Annotated in this window: 16 protein-coding genes; 1 reads left to right on the top strand and 15 read right to left on the bottom strand. The window is 28.5% G+C overall.

Going from position 1 to position 22,640, the window contains the following annotated elements:
- The 15 genes from EI427_RS06605 to EI427_RS06535 all read right to left on the bottom strand — a co-directional run bounded on the left by EI427_RS06605 (window position 1) and on the right by EI427_RS06535 (window position 12,233).
- The gene (locus EI427_RS06605; protein WP_170178411.1) at window positions 1-318 is read right to left on the bottom strand and encodes an acyltransferase; all 318 of its coding nucleotides are present in this window, start codon (window positions 316-318) and stop codon (window positions 1-3) included.
- The gene (locus EI427_RS06600) at window positions 260-523 is read right to left on the bottom strand and encodes a hypothetical protein (protein WP_126612920.1); all 264 of its coding nucleotides are present in this window, start codon (window positions 521-523) and stop codon (window positions 260-262) included. Before EI427_RS06600 ends, EI427_RS06605 begins: the two co-directional genes overlap by 59 nt.
- Window positions 513-1,430: a glycosyltransferase gene (locus EI427_RS06595; RefSeq protein WP_170178410.1), complete on the bottom strand. Its 918-nt coding sequence runs from the start codon at window positions 1,428-1,430 to the stop codon at window positions 513-515. Before EI427_RS06595 ends, EI427_RS06600 begins: the two co-directional genes overlap by 11 nt.
- Window positions 1,431-1,721: 291 nt before the next feature.
- Window positions 1,722-3,542: an asparagine synthase (glutamine-hydrolyzing) gene (gene asnB, locus EI427_RS06590; protein ID WP_126612916.1), complete on the bottom strand. Its 1,821-nt coding sequence runs from the start codon at window positions 3,540-3,542 to the stop codon at window positions 1,722-1,724.
- 1 nt (window position 3,543) lies between these two features.
- On the bottom strand, window positions 3,544-4,509 hold the full coding sequence (locus EI427_RS06585; protein ID WP_126612914.1) for a glycosyltransferase family 2 protein: 966 nt from the start codon (window positions 4,507-4,509) through the stop codon (window positions 3,544-3,546).
- Window positions 4,491-5,513: an acyltransferase family protein gene (locus EI427_RS06580; RefSeq protein WP_126612905.1), complete on the bottom strand. Its 1,023-nt coding sequence runs from the start codon at window positions 5,511-5,513 to the stop codon at window positions 4,491-4,493. Before EI427_RS06580 ends, EI427_RS06585 begins: the two co-directional genes overlap by 19 nt.
- Window positions 5,500-6,429, bottom strand: coding sequence for a glycosyltransferase (locus EI427_RS06575; RefSeq protein ID WP_126612903.1), 930 nt, complete (start codon window positions 6,427-6,429; stop codon window positions 5,500-5,502). Before EI427_RS06575 ends, EI427_RS06580 begins: the two co-directional genes overlap by 14 nt.
- Before the next feature lie 41 nt (window positions 6,430-6,470).
- Window positions 6,471-7,571, bottom strand: a complete 1,101-nt coding sequence (locus EI427_RS06570; RefSeq protein WP_317125740.1) for a DegT/DnrJ/EryC1/StrS family aminotransferase — start codon at window positions 7,569-7,571, stop codon at window positions 6,471-6,473.
- Window positions 7,561-8,340 (bottom strand): N-acetyltransferase, encoded by a 780-nt coding sequence (locus EI427_RS06565; protein ID WP_126612901.1) that lies wholly within the window; start codon window positions 8,338-8,340, stop codon window positions 7,561-7,563. The genes EI427_RS06570 and EI427_RS06565 overlap by 11 nt, the downstream gene beginning before the upstream one ends.
- Before the next feature lie 2 nt (window positions 8,341-8,342).
- Window positions 8,343-9,065, bottom strand: coding sequence for an SDR family oxidoreductase (locus EI427_RS06560; RefSeq protein ID WP_126612899.1), 723 nt, complete (start codon window positions 9,063-9,065; stop codon window positions 8,343-8,345).
- Window position 9,066: 1 nt separating this feature from the next.
- Entirely contained in the window at window positions 9,067-10,245 is a 1,179-nt protein-coding gene (locus tag EI427_RS06555; RefSeq protein WP_126612897.1) for an AMP-binding protein, read from the bottom strand.
- Window positions 10,242-10,472: a phosphopantetheine-binding protein gene (locus EI427_RS06550; RefSeq protein WP_126612895.1), complete on the bottom strand. Its 231-nt coding sequence runs from the start codon at window positions 10,470-10,472 to the stop codon at window positions 10,242-10,244. Before EI427_RS06550 ends, EI427_RS06555 begins: the two co-directional genes overlap by 4 nt.
- The gene (locus tag EI427_RS06545) at window positions 10,453-10,878 is read right to left on the bottom strand and encodes a sugar 3,4-ketoisomerase (RefSeq protein WP_240655358.1); all 426 of its coding nucleotides are present in this window, start codon (window positions 10,876-10,878) and stop codon (window positions 10,453-10,455) included. Before EI427_RS06545 ends, EI427_RS06550 begins: the two co-directional genes overlap by 20 nt.
- Window positions 10,862-11,287, bottom strand: coding sequence for a sugar 3,4-ketoisomerase (locus tag EI427_RS06540; RefSeq protein ID WP_126612893.1), 426 nt, complete (start codon window positions 11,285-11,287; stop codon window positions 10,862-10,864). Before EI427_RS06540 ends, EI427_RS06545 begins: the two co-directional genes overlap by 17 nt.
- Window positions 11,288-11,312: 25 nt before the next feature.
- Window positions 11,313-12,233, bottom strand: a complete 921-nt coding sequence (locus tag EI427_RS06535) for a sulfotransferase domain-containing protein (RefSeq protein ID WP_126612891.1) — start codon at window positions 12,231-12,233, stop codon at window positions 11,313-11,315.
- Between the two features lie 32 nt (window positions 12,234-12,265).
- Here EI427_RS06535 and EI427_RS06530 point away from each other — a divergent pair, with 32 nt between their 5' ends.
- The gene (locus EI427_RS06530) at window positions 12,266-22,624 is read left to right on the top strand and encodes a T9SS type A sorting domain-containing protein (RefSeq protein WP_126612889.1); all 10,359 of its coding nucleotides are present in this window, start codon (window positions 12,266-12,268) and stop codon (window positions 22,622-22,624) included.
- Window positions 22,625-22,640 lie beyond the last annotated feature (16 nt).

Genomic DNA, 22,640 nt, shown 5'->3' with positions numbered 1-22,640 from the left:
TTATTTAATTTCCACAGGAATACCTACTGCTAAGCTATTTGCAGGTATATCTTTATTTACTACAGCATGTGCCCCTAAAATACTATTACTATTAATTGTAGTTCCTTTAAGAATTGAAACTTTATTACATATCCAAACATTTTCTTTAATAATAATTGGTTTAGTATGAAACTTATTCAAATCTGAAATTAAATGGTCTTGATCTCTTATAACAGTATATTCTGCGACATGAGTCCCTTTACCAATAGAAATATATTCCCTAGATACTATTATCGAACCTATGCCAATAAATTTCTGCTTTTCCTCCTTTAGAAACATGGATATATACATCTTTTTTTAAACTAGTACCAACAATTGTTAGTTCTGCTCCATCTTCTACGATAATATTTACTCCTTTTTCAATAAAACAATTTCTTATTTTAAGATTTGGATATAATATAATAAACTTTAAAGTTAAATATTGATTAATAAGATGTAATTTAAATTTCAAAATCATTCTGATAGTATCAATCTCATAATTCATTTATTTTGAAATTTTCTATATGATTAATTAATATGCCTGTTTGATTATTAAATTTATAAAAATCAATCTCACTTATCTTTGGGTTCAACTTAATTAAGTTTTGTAAAAAATTGTTTTTTTCTTCATCATTAAAAATTAGTCCGCAATTACATTTTTTAATTATTTCAGAAATTATATCTTTTTCTTGAGAAATATGGATTATTGGTTTACCACATTCCATATACTCATATAATTTCACAGGTAGGATACCAGACCTTCCATGATAACCTAAAGTTAAAAAAGCATCAGTATTATTTGTCAACTCCGATAATTCTTTTTTTGGTATAAAATCTTTAATAATAATATTTTGATATTTTTTACTATAATTTAATAGTTTACTTGGATAATTTTTTTTTATTCCTACAAAAGTTACTATTAAATTATTTTCAATTACAAATGGTATAAATAAATCTAAATTTGACATTTGGCTTTCAAAGAAAGAACCAATAAATAAAATTTGTTTTATTGGTTTATTTTGTTTCACTAATCTAACTTTTTTTTCAAAACCATTATACACCACTAATACTTCCTTTTTATTATTAATCATTTGCTTTATATTTTCTGCAAAAACCGGTGTTACAGTTGAAATAAAAGAAACATTCTTAATTAACCTCTTCTCTTTTAAGTTTAACCAAAATGTTTTAAAATGATTTAATGGTGAAGATACTCCATAAGTAATTTTTTCGTTTCCTATATTTGATTTTTGAGTCATGATATCTCTATAATCAAATATCAATTTTACTGTTCTTTTTTTTTGTTGCTTATATATTTTATTTCCAATTTCAAAAACATACCACGGATCTCCACTAGCCAATATAACATCATATTCATTTGAAATTTTTGAATAATTTATCAATGGTGATTTCACATACCCTAAAGGGTACAGTAAAAAAGATGAAAATCTTAAAATTTTTGCCCAGATACTTGTTCTAGATTGAAATTGTAAGATATTATTAAATATATATTGGTAATTATATTCTATAATATTAATACCATTTAAATCTACACTCCATTCTTTATTTCTATTTTTTTGAGTTAAAACATCAACTTTATAATTATTTTCTGTAAATGATTTGGCAAAAAAATAAGGCCTTTTACTAGAAACTAAAGCTGAAGGTGGAAATTGATCTGCTATAATAAGAGCTCTTTTCATTCAAAATTATTTATAAAGTTGACCTGCCATCATAAGATTCCATTGGTTGAAAGATGTAGACTTATCTATTATATTTTCTTGTTGTAAAATTGCAATAGATTCATCTTTTAGTTCTAATACCCTTTTATCATTTTCCCATTTTTTTTGAGGTGGGGCAAAGCCAACTTTATCTTTTCTCCAAACTATTTCTTTAGGTAGAAAATCTTTTAAAGATGATCTCATAATATATTTTGTCCATCCATTATTTATCAATAAATGGTTAGGAAGAGTGAATATAAATTCTATTAACTCATGGTTTAAAAATGGCAGTCTTGATTCAACTGAAAATGCCATTGAATTCCTATCTCCATGCCTCAATAATTCATGTAAACCTCTTTTAAATAATGAATTATATAATGTCTCTTTTAATGAGTTATTTTTTATTATTGGGTTATTTTCTAATTTAAAAATTGATAGATACTCAGGGTTGAAATCTTTTAAATAATGTAAATCTAAAGGGAAATATTTTCTTCTTTTACGACCATAAAAATCTAATACTTTTGGAATATGAGTATAAAGTTTGTCGTATTTTGTTAAGTCATAATTTAAGTTATGTAACTTATTCCATTTCGTTATTTGTTCATTATACTTAAGTTTATCGTTCTTATATAACTCTTTGCAATAAGCTGTAAAATAACCATGATACCCTCCCATTATTTCATCAGCACCTTGTCCATCAATTAGAACTGTAACGCCTTTGTTTTTTGCTAGCTGCATTACTTTCCATTGAGCATAAATACTACCACCCCCAAATGGCTCTTCTAAATGATAAAATAAATCTTCAATTTCATCAACAAAACCTTCAGAGGTAGGATAAGTAGAATGACCTTCTATTTCGTTTAAATCATTTAAAATTAAATCAATAAAATAACTTTCATCCAATTTATGATTTTTGAACCTAGCAGAAAAAGTTAATTGTTTTTGTCCATCTAGTTTTAAATCATTAATTAAATATACCAATGCACTGGAATCTAAACCTCCACTTAAACTTGTCCCTACAGGAACATCAGACCTTAATCTCCTTTTAACAGATTTTTTTAATAATTCTTTAAATCTATTTTCTGCTTGTTCTTTAGTTATAGTTTCATTTTTTATTGTTAAATCAATATCCCAATATTGTTTCTTAGTTATAATTTCACCATTTGAATTTAAAACCATATAATAAGAGGGTTCCAATTCATAAATATCTTCATAAAAAGTAGATTTTCTTTCATATGGGTCTTCAAGGGCTTCAAAAGCTAGATAGTAATATAATCTTTTTTTATTTGGATTTTTTTTTATTCCAATTGACCAAAATGATTTCATCTCTGATGAAAAATAGGTTCCCTCAGAATTACTTGTATAGAAAAAAGGCTTTTCTCCAAAACGATCTCTAGCACAAAAGGTTGATTTTGTTACATTGTCATATATTGCAAAAGCAAACATACCATCTAAATATTGAAACAAACCTTCCTTATATATTGCATATAATTCTAATAAAACTTCGGTATCCGTATTTGTCTTAAATTTAAGGCCTTTTTCAATTAGATTATTTTTTATCTCGATGTAGTTATAAATTTCACCATTAAATGTAATTGTATACCTTCCACATTGTGATGTCATTGGCTGTTTACCGTTTTCAGATAGGTCAATAATAGACAGCCTTCTATGACCAAAAGCAATATTTTTGTCATAATAATATCCAAAACCATCTGGTCCACGATGAATCAGTTTATCAGTCATTTTTGAAATTGAATATTTTATATCAACTTCATTTGATTTACTTATAATACCTGTTATTCCACACATACTATTTATATCTTAAAAAATTCTTTCTAGCACCATAATTATTTTTATATTTTGGAATATCAAATATTAATTGTTTAAAACAATTATTAAATATTTTAATCAACCTTAATGTTCTTTTTTTATTTTCACTTTTGACGACAAAAAATAAAATTAACCATGATGGATAATATAGAAATATATGAATAAATAAAAATGAAAAATATTCGAAATATCCCTTTTTATACCAAGTAAAAGCTGTTGAAAGAAAATCTTGATTTAGAGTAAAATCTTTAACTCCACTTTTACCTTCTAAATGAATAAATTTTTCTTCTGTAGAAAATAATATATTCCATTTTTTATTAATTCTAAGTGTGCACCACTCAGTCTCTTCACTGTAAAGAAAAAAATCCGGATCAAAACCTTTCGTTTTTTCAAATACCTCATGTTTTAAAAGCATAAAAGCACCAGACACATTATTCACTTTATTTATACCCTTTGAAAATTGTTTAGACGATTTATTCAAATATTTTGAATAAATTATTTGAATAAATGGTATATTCTTCAATAAGTAAAATAAAGAAAAGTCCTTAAAAAAGAATGAATATTCAGGTTCTTTAATTGAAGAAATATCATTTATTTGATGACATGAATAAACTCCATTTTTCTTATCCTGATTTAAATAGTGTACTCCTTTATTTACTACATTATTTATAATAATAGTATCTGAATTTAATAACAGAAAAAAATTTCCTTTAGCTAATTCCATGCCTTTGTTATTAGCTCTTCCAAACCCTTGATTTACTTTATTTTCAATTAACTTTATATCAGGGTATTTATCTGAAAATAATTTAGGATCACATTCTTTAGAAGCATTATCAACTAATATAATTTCAAAGGTAACACCTTTTGTTTCTTTATATATAGAATCAATACATTGGCATGTTAGCTCAAATGTATTGTAATTAATAATTATAATTGAAAGTTCCATATTTGTATTTTTTTATTCTTAAGTCTCAATACTTTCTCCTCAAAAATATGCCATGAAAAATAAGCAAAGACAAATGACACTACGATACTCAATAATGCTAAATTGAAAACTGTGATTGATGGAAATAGTGCAACAAACATTTGTTGCACAAAAAAACCATATAAATATATTCCATAAGAATAATCTCCTTTGAAATTTAAAGCACTAAAATCCTTAGATAAACCAAAGCCTAAAATAAAAAAAGGAACAATTATATATTGACAGTACTCATAAATTGAAAATACATTCAATAATACCATTCCTAAAAAAGTTATATATCTATATTTTATACTATATTTCTCTATTCCAAATTGATAGATTAACATATCTCCACAAAAATAGGTTCCTAATCTACATAATTGATATAAAGAAACATGTACAATTGTATTGTCTAGCTGATAATGATTTGTTAATAGAAAAAATAGTACAAATACTCCTAATAAGATATATTTCAAGTACTTTTTAAGTACTATAGAAGTTGGTATTATTAGAATATACCATAAAAATTCATACGGAATTGTCCATAAGCTACCATTCAAAGATACCATTGGATTATGAGTAAATACTCCATCAATACGGTAATGAGTATATAAAACAGTATTATATATAAAATAACTCCACATACTTTTATCTTGGTAATACTCTTCAATTGAAGATTCATAAAAAAAAGGAGTTGTTATTAAGACAGTTACTAATAACATTACCCATAATGCAGGGAATATCCGAAGACACCTTTTCTTCATATAATCAATAATAGAATCGGATCTATCTAATGATTTAAAAATTAAGTATCCCGATATAGCGAAAAAAGCATTAACAGCAAATGTAGAAAAAGATAACTGTCCATTTGTTAGTTGAAATAAAATATCTTCCTCTGGCAAACCTAATAAAGGATATGAGTGAGTAATGATTACAAATGCAGCAAGCAAATGACGAATTGGATTTAAACTATTATTTGATAACATTAAGCCTATTTTTAATGAAATTTATTAATCTATAAATAAAAGAAGGCAACTTATACTTAATAAATACTTTTAATACTTTATCATTCTTTTTTAGTAAAGGGATAAAAGTAATTGCATTATCAAAATCATTACGTAAATAAACACTTTCTAAACAATCCATAAACTTAGAGTATATTACCTCATTATTAAGATGTTTTTTATATATTCTAATATTATTTAGAGTCCTATTTATATTAAATAGTTTAGATCTATGCATATTATTTGAATGTAATCTATATTTTACAGATACATAATCAGAATATACAATTTCATATTTTTTCGAAATACGAAGCCACATATCATAATCTTCATAAGTTAACCTTTCATCGTATCCACCAATTTTTCTAACACATTTTGTTTTTATTAGATTTCCCATAGCAGGTATAAAATTCGACTCCGCTAAGTCTACAAAAATATTTCCTGATGGAAAATTCAGTAACCTTGGTCGATGCCTTTGAATAAATCGCGAATCATATTGATTACCATTATCATCTATTAAATAAGCATCTGAATAGACCATTGCAACATTATTATCACTTTTAGATAAAATCTCTGTTTGCACCTTAATTTTATCTTTAAGCATTATATCATCACATGCTATTGCATGATAAAACTCTCCTTTAACTTTTAATAATGCTTCATTGAGAGTCTTGCAAATCCCCCTATTTTCTTGGTGTATAATAAACTCACAATCATAATTATTAGTTGATATCCACTTCTTAATTACCTCTACGGAAGTGTCAGATGAGCAATCATCAGCAATAATTAATTGTATATTCTGGTAAGTTTGATCTTTTATACTATTTAAAGTCTCTTCAATGAATTTCTCTTGATTATAACATAATGCTATAATAGATACTAAAGGGGTGGTTGTCATTTGTTCGTTTTAAAAATAATAGCCAAATTATATATATCTTTCTAAAAATCATTTAAAGTTTCTACAATATATAGTTGTTCTTTTTTTGTTAGACCTTTGTATAGTGGTAAACTCACTACTGTTTTATGTATTTCTTCTGTTTTAGGTAATGTTAAATGATGATACTCTGTGTAACACTGTTGTTTTTGTGGAGGAATAGGGTAATGAATTAAAGTTTGTATTCCTTTTTCTAATAGATACTCTTTCAATGCTTCTCTATTCTTAACTGATATTACAAATAAATGCCACACATGACCTTCACCTTGTAACAATTGTGGAGTAGCTATTTTATGGTTCTCAATATTCTTTAAATAGAAATTTGCTATTTCCCTTCTTGCTTTAATATCATCATGAATATATTTCAATTTCACATTTAAAAATGCGGCTTGTATTTCGTCTAATCGTGAATTATATCCTTTATATTTATTTTCATATTTAACATGTGAACCATAATTCCTTAAAGCATTAATACAATCTGCTAATGCTGAATCATTTGTAGTCACTGCTCCTGCATCTCCTAATGCTCCAAGATTTTTACCAGGGTAAAAACTATGAGCTCCAGCATCACCAATACCTCCAGATATTTTATCTTTATATTCAGCTCCATGCGATTGCGCCCCATCTTCTATTAACTTAAGTCGATATTTTTTACAAATAGCTAGCATTTTTTCATCAACTGAAATTTGACCATATAAATGCACAGTCAAAATCCCTTTCGTTTTTGAAGTTATTTTTTCTTCAATTAACCTACTGTCTAAGTTATAGGTATTTACATTTGGCTCAACAAAAACAGGTTTTAAATTGTTATCTGTTATGGCTAAAATAGAAGCGATATAGGTATTTGCTGGAACAATAATCTCATCTCCTTCCTTGAATATTCCCAGTTCAATATAGGCTTTAAAAATTAACCTTAAAGCATCCAAACCGTTCGCTACTCCCAAACAATATTTTGTTTTACAAAATGAAGAATAGCTCGTTTCAAACTTATTTAATTCTTCTCCTAAAAGATACCAACCGCTTTCAATTACTTTATTTGCAGCTTGTTTTAGTTCTTCAGAATACTCTTTATTTATTGTTTTAAGATCTAAGAATTTAATCATCATTTTGTAGTTTACTCCAATCTTCAAAACCTATTTCAGCCCAAGGCAACCCTTCAGAAAAATGTTTTTGCCATGGATAATTTCTATTACCTTTATCATTAAAAAATGGCATCTTACTTAATTTCCCAACTCTTTTAGCTGGATTTCCACTAATGAAACTATCATTTTCATATTCTCCAAAAACAATACTTCCTGCAGCTACTAGACAACTCTGATTTATTTTAGAAGTTGAAAGTAGTGTTGAGTTAGTACCTATTTGAGTATAATCACCTATAAACACCCCCTTCAATGGTCTTGAAGGCGGAGTTAAATCATTAGTTATAGTTACATATGGGTAGATAAAAACAAATGATCCTATTTTGGCTTTTTGACCAACATTTACATAACTATGAAGTCTAGAATAATTCCCAATAACGCAATCACCCTGTATATCACAATAAGAACCGACACTTGAATGATTCCCAATTATCGTTTTTTCTCTAATTGTCACTCTATGACCAGTTGTTAAATGATTTCCAAATTCGGAGTTACAGTATATTATGGTATGTGATCGAATTAAAGAATCTGATCCAATTTTAGTAGGAGGGTTAACATATTCTAATCTTTTTCGATAATAATCATTGATAGGTTCTCCTATTACACAATCATTAGCAATGATAGTATTATCTCCAATAATTACATTTGGGTATATTGTTGTATTATCTCCAATTTCAACGTTACTCCCAATTTTAACATCATTATGAATTGTAACATTTTTATTATTAAATTTCATTTTTAAATTGTTCCTGAATCAATAAATAAATTTTGACCTGTAATGCTTTTGGCTTCATCACTAATTAAAAAGCTTATCATATTACTAATAGAATTTGGATCAACAGGTTTTTTTAAAGAAGTTCTTTTATAAATTCTATTTTTCTGGTCATCTGTCAGAGTACTACTCATTTCAGTATCCATAAATCCAGATACAATACAATTTGATCTAACCCCTAACTCCCCCCATTCACGAGCTGTATTTTTAGAGAACCCTTCAAGTGCTGACTTTGTTGAAGCATACATTGAAAGGCCTTTATAACCTGTATGAGCACTAATTGATGAAATATGAATTATTGAACCACTTATATTCTTATGTAGAAGCATATTTCTTAACACAAATTTTGTAATAAGCATAGGAGAAAAAACATTAACTTTGTACATAAATTCAAGTTTATCAATATTTAGGTTAGTGATAATATCATCGTACGCCATAGCTGCATTATTTATAAATGCATTTAAAGGTATTTTTCTCAACCATTGTCCAAATAATTCATTCTTTATATTTTTACCATCGCTTAAGTCATAAGATTTAAAGTGAAAATTAGAGGGATATTCTAATAATAATTTTTCGACTTCTTTGGATTTAGTACGACTAATACCATAAATACTATATCCATCACTTAATAATTTTTCTGCAATATTAAGTCCTAGTCCTTTAGAAACTCCAGTAATTAAAACATTCATATTAGTTTCTTTTAATTTTACCACTATTTGTTAAAGTAATTTCTTCTACAATATTAATTTTAATAGGAATTTCTTGCTCGAGTAGTTTTGTTCTGAATATTTTTTTTATATCACTTTTTTTAATAATTTGATTTAAAATAAGATCACAACACAAAATATACCCTAACACACTATTTTCTTTTTTGTAGACCCTTGTTTGTTTAACAAAGTCAAAATTCAAAATTTTCTCTTCTACTTCTAATAAATTAACACGAATCCCACCAATGTTTATTATTTCATTATTTCGTGAAACGATTTTAAATTCAGTTTCTTTATTATTTGTAAACTCAACAATATCACCTGTATAAAACCATTCTTCTTTATTGAAGTTTCCTATTATGGAATGATGTAATACAATTTCATTATTTATAAATTTTACTTTACTTTTTACCTCTTCAAGTATTTTAAATGTATCATTTTTAGAAATAAAAAGAGAACCAGCCTCAGTTGAAGCATAAATATTATTTATTTTTGCATTAGGGAAAACTTTTTTAAGGTTATTCACAAGGTTCATATTACTTTTTTCACCTCCAAGAGTACATCGTTTAATATTTTTTAAATAAAAATCATAAGGAGCAAGTAATTTATAATATGTTGGTGTAGCTGAAATATGTGTAATATTATAATTTTGAGATGCTTTAATAAATTCCACTTTGCTTGACTTATATAAGTCCACTAATAGAATATCGTTTAAGTAGGCTTGAAAAAAAACTTGTAATCCTGCTACATGGCTAGGATTATAAAGTAAAGCCCAAACATCGTTTCTAGAATTTTGTTTTCTAACAGCATGAAAAAATTTAGAGACTTTATGTTCAATAAGCTTAGGTTTACCTGTTGTTCCAGAAGTAAAAAGACCAATACTTGAGTCTGATGATTTAACTAAACCTTTAATATTTTTTATGTTTTTTTGACCATAAAAAATATTTTCACATATTCTAACTTCTAAATTTTGTTCATTTATTATTGTCGAATTATCTACAATAATAGTATTAATATCATTAATAAAATTAACTATTAATTTAGAGTAAAATTCAACACTGCTGCTAAAAACAATAATAGATTGACATTCTTTTTGACATTCTATTATGTTAAGTAAATTATCAAAAGATAATTTTTCACCTTTAGAAATTATTAAATTCATTTTAACTTCTGCACGATTTCACCAAGTGTATTAACAATACCATCCTCAAATATATCAATATCAAATTCATCTTCTATTAATACAGTAAGAGTAGCTAAATCAAAGCTATCAAAACCGATATCCTCTCTTAATTTTAATTGCTCAAAGTCATGGTGATCAACATCAACTTTAGCATATCCTTTATCATCACATATTTCATTAATGATATTACTTATTTGTTCTTTCATTTAAATATAATTTATAATCTCTTATATAGTCATCTTCATCGTATTTGTGACTTGCTAAAACCAAACAAATTGATCCAGAAGAAAAATTCACCTCAGAAGCCCATATTCCAGGTGGAATATGTAAACCATAATTTGCTCTATTCAAGAGTACATTTCTTTTAGTTCTTCCATCATCTAATTGTACTTCAAATGCACCGCTTGCAGCAACTAAAAACTGATGACATTCTTTATGAGAATGAGCACCTCTTGATTCACCTCCAGGAATGTCATAAAGATAAAAAACTCGCTGTACTGAAAATGGAACTTCAATATTATTATTTATTGGTGTAATATTACCAGCTCTATTTTCTATCTTAGGAAGCTCTATGAGAGAACAATCGTAAACTGATTTATTTTGCATTTTCATCACAAAAATTGTAAAAAATATTTTTATCTCTAATATAATCTTCTGCATCATATTCAGTATCAGATACAACTAGCGCTAAACTATTTGTTGAAAAGTTTTCCATATGGCGCCAAATCCCACTTGGTATAAATAAACCTTCATATGACCTATTTAAAGATATTTTTTTTATAGTATGAGCAACCTCTATAATAACATCAAGACTCCCTGACAATGCTATTATAAATTCATTTTGTTTTTTATAGGCATGCCCTCCACGAATTTCACCTCCTGGAACATCATATATCCAATAAGTTCTTTCTATTTTAAAAGGTATTTGATTATCAGTTTCAAAAAATGATAGATTTCCTCTTCTATCTGGAATTTTGGGTAAGGATACTATTTTACAGCTATCTAAGTTTGATTGTCTCATAATAAAAAATCGGATAAATAATATCTTAATTCATTTTAAAGTTTTTCCAATCTGAAGTTTTTACATTAAAATTATCTTTTAAATAATTCATATCTTCATTGAAAATTTGAATCAGACGCTCTTTTTCAGCATCTGATATTATATACTTCGGTTTTTCAATTGATAACTTTTCTTCAATAACACTATTAAGATTTAATCTCTTTTTAAGTTTATCTTTAAAATTATTGCTAAAAAATTTTTTAACTATTTTATAAAAGGAAGGTTCCTTCCTAATTCTAATTGGTTTTGTTTTATTTGTCTCAAAATCAGGAATATTATACAAATTAGAAACTCCTAAAAATTTAAAACATTTATTTAATGTGGCTATTTTATTATTTTTTAGTTCTTCAGTTGTTAATATTAAGATACTTTTTTCATCAAAATACTCTAAAAAATTTTCAATAATATTTTTGTACTTGCTTGACCAGTAGTATGTTTTATAAACACTCCCAAATTCTCTTTGATTTGCATCAAAATTATCTTTTTCTGAAGTTATAAATTCTTCCCAAAAAGACTCATTAATGACAATACCTAAAGACGTCAACCAATTATAATGACTCAATGCTCTTTCGATAGGGTCTCTAAAAATAAAAATAAATTTAGGATTCGCAATATCATCTTTAATTCTTTTTAAGACCTTTTTATCTATACAATATGTAGTACTAGATTCACCAAAAAATTTAACATCTTCATTATATTCAAATAACTTGCTAAATCCTCTTTCGGAATCTGAATTAAATCTTGTTTTGTAATGTTCGTCTAAAGCATACAAATGCGGCTCTTTAATTTTGGACATTTGAATCATTGGGTGAAGATTCAAATATTCATGTAAACTAGAAGTCCCTGATTTTGGAGCACCTGGTATGAATAAGTTAGGAATAATTTTTCGATCACTTGAATTCAGCATCAATAATAATTACATTTGTTAAAAAATCAATTATGACAAATATAGCACCTTTTATATTTACATTTCTATTTTTCATCAATTCAATAAATGCTCAAGTTATTGAAAATGATTCTTTAGTTTTGGTAGATATATATAACACCAATCCAAATAGTACACTTACTTGGAATCTAAATAATAATGTTTCTAGTTGGGAAGGAATTGAAATCAATAACTCAAAAATCATAGGTATTAACATAAATTCGAAAAATATTGCTATTATTCCTGAGTCTATTGGAAATCTTAGTGCATTGCAAAAACTAATAACCCATACTAATCCTATTAAAGTTTTACCTGAAACAATTGGTAATTTAACCAGTCTTTATTGGTTCTCCCCCGCTACTGCTGAAATCAATCATATTCCAAATAGTATTAAAGCTTTAAATTTAACAACAATTTATATTCAACTAAATAACTTGGGATACTCTGCTTTTGAAGGACTTAGTATAATTCCTAATAATTATGCACCTCAAAATAATATTTCAAGTGACACCTCTATTCTACTTTCTCAATACCCTTACACTTTAAATGCTCCAGACTCTGCGACTAACAATCAATACCAATGGTATAATGAAAATGGAGCAATAACGAATGAAACAAATAGAAGCATAAACATATCTCAAGATGGTACTTATCACTGTATCATCACGAATGCTGATTTCACTGCTTTAGCACAAGTGCAAACAGGAACATATACTCTAATTAATGCGGCTCCGTTCCTTGCTGATTCTACAGCTATAGCAAATATCTATACTTTGAATGTAGATAATACTTTAAATTGGGATTTAAGCCAACCGATTAATACATGGGAAGGTATAACACACTCTGGAAATCCGACAGACAGAGTAACACAAGTCAATATCTCTACTAAAACAATTGATGCACTGCCTACTGACATTAATGTTTTAGATGCTTTAAGTAGTTTTAGTTTAGATAATAATGCTCTTATTTTTGAAGAATTAGAGAAAATCACTCAAGCATACCCTTCTACTTTTAACTATGCTCCTCAAGAAGTTGTAGGTACTTCAAATATTTATGAACATACTGGAAATGCTATTACTTTAACACTACCTACTGAAATAAACTCTACAAATAACAGCTATCAGTGGTATAAAGATGGAAATCATATTACTACAAATGGTAATAATAATACTTATACTACTAATGAATTAGGTACATTTTATTGTCTTATTACTAATACTCTATTTCCTGAGTTAACACTTCAATCCGCAAATCAATTTATTTTAAACAAACAGCAGTTTGAAATTGACTCTACTGCCGTTGCTGACATTTATACCAAAAATGTAAACAACACCCTTAGTTGGGACCTAAACCAGCCTATTACTACTTGGGAAGGAATCTCTTTTTATAGCGGAAGAATTAATCAAGTAAAAATAAACAACAGCCTTTTAGATACATTACCTAGTACTATTGTGAACCTAAATGCTCTTGATACATTATTAGTACAGGAAAATCAATTGACGTTTGAAAGCTTGGAAAACATTTCTACCAACTACCCTATCAATTTTAAGTATGATAAGCAAGAAAAAATTGGAACAGAACAATACCTCGATGCTACCGGTAATATTACTGTAACACTAGAATTACCAACAGATTTTGATCCTAATACAACAAATAATACCTATCAATGGTATCTAAACGACTTAGTAATTCCTAATGCAAACAGCCGATCTTATAACACAAATCAAACAGGGTTGTATTATTGTAAAATCAATAATATTATTTTTACAGAATTAACGCTACAATCGCAAAACTATATAGTCTTTAATCAGGATCTTCTTGCGGCTGACTCAACTGTTGTCGCTAAATTCTACACTGAAAATAATGCAAATACTTTGACATGGGATCTAACTCAACCTATTAACACATGGGAAGGGATCTCTATTAATTTCTCAAGAGTAACTGCCATTAATATTGAAAATCAAAATATTGAAAATATACCTTCAGATATCGGGCAACTTGAATATCTTGACTCTCTATTATTAAAAGACAACAACATAAATACTATACCCTCGGATATTGGTAGAAACACACAGATTTCTACAATCGATTTTAGTAATAATGGAATAAGTAGTCTACCCGATGAAGTAAGTCAGTTGATCAACTTAAAAAAAGTAGCTCTGCAAAATAATACTATTGAAGCACTTCCTAATGGAATTCAAAATTGGACAAATATCGATACATTAATCATTAATGACAATAAACTTACTTTTGAAGATATTACCTTGACACCTAATACGATTGACCATTACATCTATAGTCCGCAAGATTCTATTGGGAATAGCAGACAAATATTCTCTAATAGAGATCAATTACTATCAATTGACACAAACGTTGATAATGGAATTCAAAACATGACCTTTGAATGGTTCAAAAATAATACGATCATACCTAATGAAACAGACTCTACCTATTTAGCAACAGAACATGAACAATACTATTACACCTTCAAAAATACTATTTATGATAAACTAACGCTTACATCAAAAATAATAGCAATACTACCAGGTAATAGCGTCGATGAAGTTGATTCATTAGTACTAATTGATATTCTTCAACAAAACCCAAATACAACTTTAACTTGGGACACCAATGAAACAATTGACAATTGGGAAGGAGTCACAACAGCCAATTTCAGAATAACAGAATTAAATATTAGTGAAAAAAATATTGCTATTATTCCTGAGTCTATTGGAAATCTTAGTGCATTGCAAAAACTTATTACTAACACTAACCCTATTAAAATTCTTCCTGAAACTATTGGTAATTTAACGAACCTCTATTTATTAACACCTGCCATTGCAGAAATTAGTCATATACCTAACAGTATTAAAGCATTAAATTTAACCTCCATTTATATTCAATTAAATAACTTAGGATATTCTGCTTTCGAAGGGCTTAGTAGAATTCCTAATAATTATGCACCTCAAAATAATATTTCAAGTGACACCTCTATTCTACTTTCTCAATACCCTTACACTTTAAATGCTCCAGACTCTGCGACTAACAATCAATACCAATGGTATAATGAAAATGGAGCAATAACGAATGAAACAAATAGAAGCATAAACATATCTCAAGATGGTACTTATCACTGTATCATCACGAATGCTGATTTCACTGCTTTAGCACAAGTGCAAACAGGAACATATACTCTAATTAATGCGGCTCCGTTCCTTGCTGATTCTACAGCTATAGCAAATATCTATACTTTGAATGTAGATAATACTTTAAATTGGGATTTAAACCAACCCATTAATACTTGGGAAGGTATAACACACTCTGGAAATCCGACAGACAGAGTAACACAAGTCAATATCTCTACTAAAACAATTGATGCACTGCCTACTGACATTAATGTTTTAGATGCTTTAAGTAGTTTTAGTTTAGATAATAATGCTCTTATTTTTGAAGAATTAGAGAAAATCACTCAAGCATACCCTTCTACTTTTAACTATGCTCCTCAAGAAGTTGTAGGTACTTCAAATATTTATGAACATACTGGAAATGCTATTACTTTAACACTACCTACTGAAATAAACTCTACAAATAACAGCTATCAGTGGTATAAAGATGGAAATCATATTACTACAAATGGTAATAATAATACTTATACTACTAATGAATTAGGTACATTTTATTGTCTTATTACTAATACTCTATTTCCTGAGTTAACACTTCAATCCGCAAATCAATTTATTTTAAACAAACAGCAGTTTGAAATTGACTCTACTGCCGTTGCTGACATTTATACCAAAAATGTAAACAACACCCTTAGTTGGGACCTAAACCAGCCTATTACTACTTGGGAAGGAATCTCTTTTTATAGCGGAAGAATTAATCAAGTAAAAATAAACAACAGCCTTTTAGATACATTACCTAGTACTATTGTGAACCTAAATGCTCTTGATACATTATTAGTACAGGAAAATCAATTGACGTTTGAAAGCTTGGAAAACATTTCTACCAACTACCCTATCAATTTTAAGTATGATAAGCAAGAAAAAATTGGAACAGAACAATACCTCGATGCTACCGGTAATATTACTGTAACACTAGAATTACCAACAGATTTTGATCCTAATACAACAAATAATACCTATCAATGGTATCTAAACGACTTAGTAATTCCTAATGCAAACAGCCGATCTTATAACACAAATCAAACAGGGTTGTATTATTGTAAAATCAATAATATTATTTTTACAGAATTAACGCTACAATCGCAAAACTATATAGTCTTTAATCAGGATCTTCTTGCGGCTGACTCAACTGTTGTCGCTAAATTCTACACTGAAAATAATGCAAATACTTTGACATGGGATCTAACTCAACCTATTAACACATGGGAAGGGATCTCTATTAATTTCTCAAGAGTAACTGCCATTAATATTGAAAATCAAAATATTGAAAATATACCTTCAGATATCGGGCAACTTGAATATCTTGACTCTCTATTATTAAAAGACAACAACATAAATACTATACCCTCGGATATTGGTAGAAACACACAGATTTCTACAATCGATTTTAGTAATAATGGAATAAGTAGTCTACCCGATGAAGTAAGTCAGTTGATCAACTTAAAAAAAGTAGCTCTGCAAAATAATACTATTGAAGCACTTCCTAATGGAATTCAAAATTGGACAAATATCGATACATTAATCATTAATGACAATAAACTTACTTTTGAAGATATTACCTTGACACCTAATACGATTGACCATTACATCTATAGTCCGCAAGATTCTATTGGGAATAGCAGACAAATATTCTCTAATAGAGATCAATTACTATCAATTGACACAAACGTTGATAATGGAATTCAAAACATGACCTTTGAATGGTTCAAAAATAATACGATCATACCTAATGAAACAGACTCTACCTATTTAGCAACAGAACATGAACAATACTATTACACCTTCAAAAATACTATTTATGATAAACTAACGCTTACATCAAAAATAATAGCAATACTACCAGGTAATAGCGTCGATGAAGTTGATTCATTAGTACTAATTGATATTCTTCAACAAAACCCAAATACAACTTTAACTTGGGACACCAATGAAACAATTGACAATTGGGAAGGAGTCACAACAGCCAATTTCAGAATAACAGAATTAAATATTAGTGAAAAAAATATTGCTATTATTCCTGAGTCTATTGGAAATCTTAGTGCATTGCAAAAACTTATTACTAACACTAACCCTATTAAAATTCTTCCTGAAACTATTGGTAATTTAACGAACCTCTATTTATTAACACCTGCCATTGCAGAAATTAGTCATATACCTAACAGTATTAAAGCATTAAATTTAACCTCCATTTATATTCAATTAAATAACTTAGGATATTCTGCTTTCGAAGGGCTTAGTAGAATTCCTAATAATTATGCACCTCAAAATAATATTTCTAGTGATACCTCTATTCTTCTTTCTCAATACCCTTACACTTTAACTGCTCCTGACTCTGCAATTAACAATCAATACCAATGGCACAACGAAAATGGAGCAATAACAAATGAAACAAACAGAAGCATAAACATATCTCAAGATGGTACTTATCACTGTATCATCACGAATGCTGATTTCACTGCTTTAGCACAAGTGCAAACAGGAACATATACTCTAATTAATGCGGCTCCGTTCCTTGCTGATTCTACAGCTATAGCAAATATCTCTACTCTGAATGTAGATAATACTTTAAATTGGGATTTAAGCCAACCGATTAATACATGGGAAGGAATAACACATTCTGGAAATCCGACAGATAGAGTAACACAAGTCAATATCTCTACTAAAAATATTGATGTACTGCCTGCTGACATTAATGTATTAGATGCTTTAAGTATTTTGAAGCTAGATAATAATGCTCTTATTTTTGAAGAATTAGAGAAAATCACTCAAGCATACCCTTCTACTTTTAACTATGCTCCTCAAGAAGTTGTAGGTACTTCAAATATTTATGAACATACTGGAAATGCTATTACTTTAACACTACCTACTGAAATAAACTCTACAAATAACAGCTATCAGTGGTATAAAGATGGAAATCATATTACTACAAATGGTAATAATAATACTTATACTACTAATGAATTAGGTACATTTTATTGTCTTATTACTAATACTCTATTTCCTGAGTTAACACTTCAATCCGCAAATCAATTTATTTTAAACAAACAGCAGTTTGAAATTGACTCTACTGCCGTTGCTGACATTTATACCAAAAATATAAACAACACCCTTAGTTGGGACCTAAACCAGCCTATTACTACTTGGGAGGGAATCTCTTTTTATAGCGGAAGAATTAATCAAGTAAAAATAAATAATAGTCTTTTAGATACATTACCTAGTACTATTGTGAACCTAAATGCTCTTGATACATTACTTGTACAGAAAAATCAATTGACTTTCGAAAGCTTAGAAAACATTTCTACCAACTACCCTGTCAATTTCAAGTATGATGAGCAAGAAAAAATTGGAACAGAACAATACTTGGATGCCACCGGTAATACTACTGTAACACTAGAATTACCAACAGATTTCGACCCTAATACAACAAATAATACATATCAATGGTATCTAAACGACTTAGCAATTTCTAATGCAAACAACCGATCTTATAACACAAATCAAACAGGATTGTATTATTGTAAAATCAATAATATTATTTTTACAGAATTAACGCTACAATCGCAAAACTATATTGTCTTTAATCAAGATCTTCTTGCGGCTGACTCAACTGTTGTCGCTAAATTCTACACTGAAAATAATGCAAATACTTTGACATGGGATCTTACTCAATCTATTAACACATGGGAAGGGATCTCTATTAATTTCTCAAGAGTGACTGCCATTAATATTGAAAATCAAAATATTGAAAATATACCTTCGGATATCGGGCAACTTGAATATCTTGACTCTCTATTATTAAAAGACAATAACATAAATACTATACCGTCGGATATTGGTAGAAACACACGGATTTCTACAATCGATTTCAGTAATAATGAAATAAGTAGTCTACCAAATGAAGTAAATCAGTTAATCAACTTAAAAAAAGTAGCTCTGCAAAATAATACTATTGAAGCACTTCCTAATGGAATTCAAAATTGGACAAATATCGATACATTAATCATTAATGACAATAAACTTTCGTTTGAAGATATTACCTTGACACCTAATACGATTGACCATTACATCTATAGTCCGCAAGATTCTATTGGGAATAGCAGACAAATATTCTCTAATAGAGATCAATTACTATCAATTGACACAAACGTTGATAATGGAATTCAAAACATGACCTTTGAATGGTTCAAAAATAATACGATCATACCTAATGAAACAGACTCTACCTATTTAGCAACAGAACATGAACAATATTATTACACCTTCAAAAACAATGTTTATGATCAATTAACACTTACCTCAAAAACAATAGCAATACTACCAAGTAATAGTATGGATGAAGTTGATTCATTAGTACTAATTGATATTCTCCAACAAAACCCAAATACAACTTTAACTTGGGACACCAATGAAACAATTGACAATTGGGAAGGAGTCACAACAGCCAATTTCAGAATAACAGAATTGGATATTAGTGAAAAAAATATTGCTATTATTCCTGAGTCTATTGGAAATCTTAGTGCATTGCAAAAACTAATAACCCATACTAATCCTATTAAAGTTTTACCTGAAACAATTGGTAATTTAACCAGTCTTTATTGGTTCTCCCCCGCTACTGCTGAAATCAATCATATTCCAAATAGTATTAAAGCTTTAAATTTAACAACAATTTATATTCAACTAAATAACTTGGGATACTCTGCTTTTGAAGGACTTAGTATAATTCCTAATAATTATGCTCCCCAAAATAATATTTCTAGTGACACCTCTATTCTTCTTTCTCAATACCCTTACACTTTAACTGCTCCTGACTCTGCGACTAACAATCAATACCAATGGTATAATGAAAATGGAGCAATAACGAATGAAACAAACAGAAGCATAAACATATCTCAAGATGGCTCCTATCACTGTATTATTACTAATGCTAACTTTCCTGCTTTAGCTCAAGTAAAAACAGGGACATATACCATGATAGATGCTACTCAATTCTACGCAGATTCCCTTGCTCTTCTTTCATTAAAAGCAAGTAATCCTCAAGTAAACTTAAACTGGAGTACTACTCTTCCAGTCTCAAATTGGGAACATATTACACAATCAGGTGGTACCGGTACTTCTGTAAGTGCTACCCGTTTATCATCAATAGGCTTAACAAACATCCCTGTTAACTTTATGGATAATGGAGCATTAATGGTTTTAGATACATTTGACATTTCCGATAATGCATTGGTCTTTTACGATTTATACAATGCTGAAGCAATTATTAATCAAACAGCACAATTTATTAGTTACACACCACAAGCAATTGTTGGTATTGAACAATCTGTGGGCTATACAGGCTCTCCTATAAAACTATCTATTGATGCTCGTTTACAAGATACAAGGAATACTTATTTATGGTTTAAAGATGGTATTGCTCAAACATCAGAAACCGATTCAACATTAACAACCTCAACTGTTGGAGAATATTACTGCCAGGTCTCTAATCAAGATTTCCAATACTTAGAATTGTATTCCGCATCTAATTTTATTTATGACCAACAATTCTTTGATAATGATTCTATAATTGTAAGTACAATTTATACTGATAACATCAATAATACATTAGGCTGGCATCTGGACCAACCAATTACAACTTGGCACGGTGTTACACTAAGAGGTGGTCGTGTGTATGAGCTAGCGTTAGATAGTAAAACACTTTCTACTTTACCTTCTAACTTTGGTGAATTAACAGCGCTTACCTCACTGAAAATTGGTAATAATGAGTTTACAAACATACCTGATATTTCAAACTTAAGTCAACTGCTAATATTAGAATTAAACAATAACAATTTAAGTACTATTCCTACCTCTATTTATTCATTAATATCTCTTGAAAGGTTAATTTTAGATGCGAATAAAATTAACACTGTTGAACAAAAATTTTCTAATCTGTCTAACTTAGATTGTTTAGCGATTAGAAATAATTTCTTAACATTTGATGATATTTTACTTTTACCAGAACCTATTAAAGAAGAAAGTATTTCATATTATAAAAATCAGGGTATTGCAGGTTCTCCTCAATATGTAGCAACTTCTGGGTATATACATATTGTAGTTGATCAAACTATTGATCCATCATTACGAGATGTAAATACTTATCAATGGTTTTATGTTATTGGAAATGATACAATTCCTATTCCTAACTCTAATAATGATTCTCTACTTATTAATAATCAATTTGAAAAATTTCATACCAAGATAAATAATCCTGCAATAACTGATCTTACATTAATTACTGCATCTATTTATGTATCTCCTGAAAAGACAAACGAACAGGATTCTCTAGTACTTTTGGCATTACAAAGTACAAGTCTAAACCCAAATAACACATTAAATTGGCCTATTACCTCACCTGTTGGCACATGGGAAGGGATTAAAGTAGATGGAGCTTCTGCAAGAATTACTACCCTAGATATTTGGAATAAAAATATTGACGAGTTACCAGCTTCATTTAGTACATTATCAGAATTAAATAATGTCAATATCTCTGCCAACAACCTAGTTGAATTACCAGGTGGTATAGATAATTTAGATAGTTTACTTTATATCAATATTTCAAATAATCATTTATCATTTGCTGAGATGGATAAACTCGATCCTAAAGTAAAGAACGATGATGTGAATTTCGTATATGGTAATCAGAAAAATATTGGATACGAAGGAACAACTGTTGAATTAGCAAATGGTTTCAATTATTTAGACGTTCCCGAAGAAGACCGTACTACCAACGACTTTTACCAATGGTATAGAAATGGTAGTATTATCTCTGGAGAAAATAAAGACTCATTAAGGGTGAATAAAACAGGGGAATACAATTATACGATCTCTAATGAACGATATGACAATATATTATTAACATCTTATAGTATTACAGTAGATGGAAATGTAACAAGTATTGGTAAAGAAATTGGAGGTAAAATAAAATTATACCCCAACCCTACCTCAAACAATTTTATAATAGAAACTTCTAATGCTGTTCGTATAGAAGATGTGAAAGTTTATGATGTAGTTGGAAATATTTACACAGATATCTACAATACATCCTCTTTGTATAAATGGTCTATTGACCTTGAAGGTAAACCTATAGGTATGTATCTGGTTTGGGTAAAAACGGATAATGGAGAAGTGACAATGAAGGTGTTTAAGAAGTAGTTATTTTCATTCACCT

The organism is Flammeovirga pectinis (genome assembly GCF_003970675.1).
GTDB classification, from domain to species: Bacteria; Bacteroidota; Bacteroidia; order Cytophagales; family Flammeovirgaceae; genus Flammeovirga; species Flammeovirga pectinis.
The sequence above is the reverse complement of the archived record's forward strand: the minus strand, read 5'-3'. Positions and strand labels throughout refer to the sequence as shown.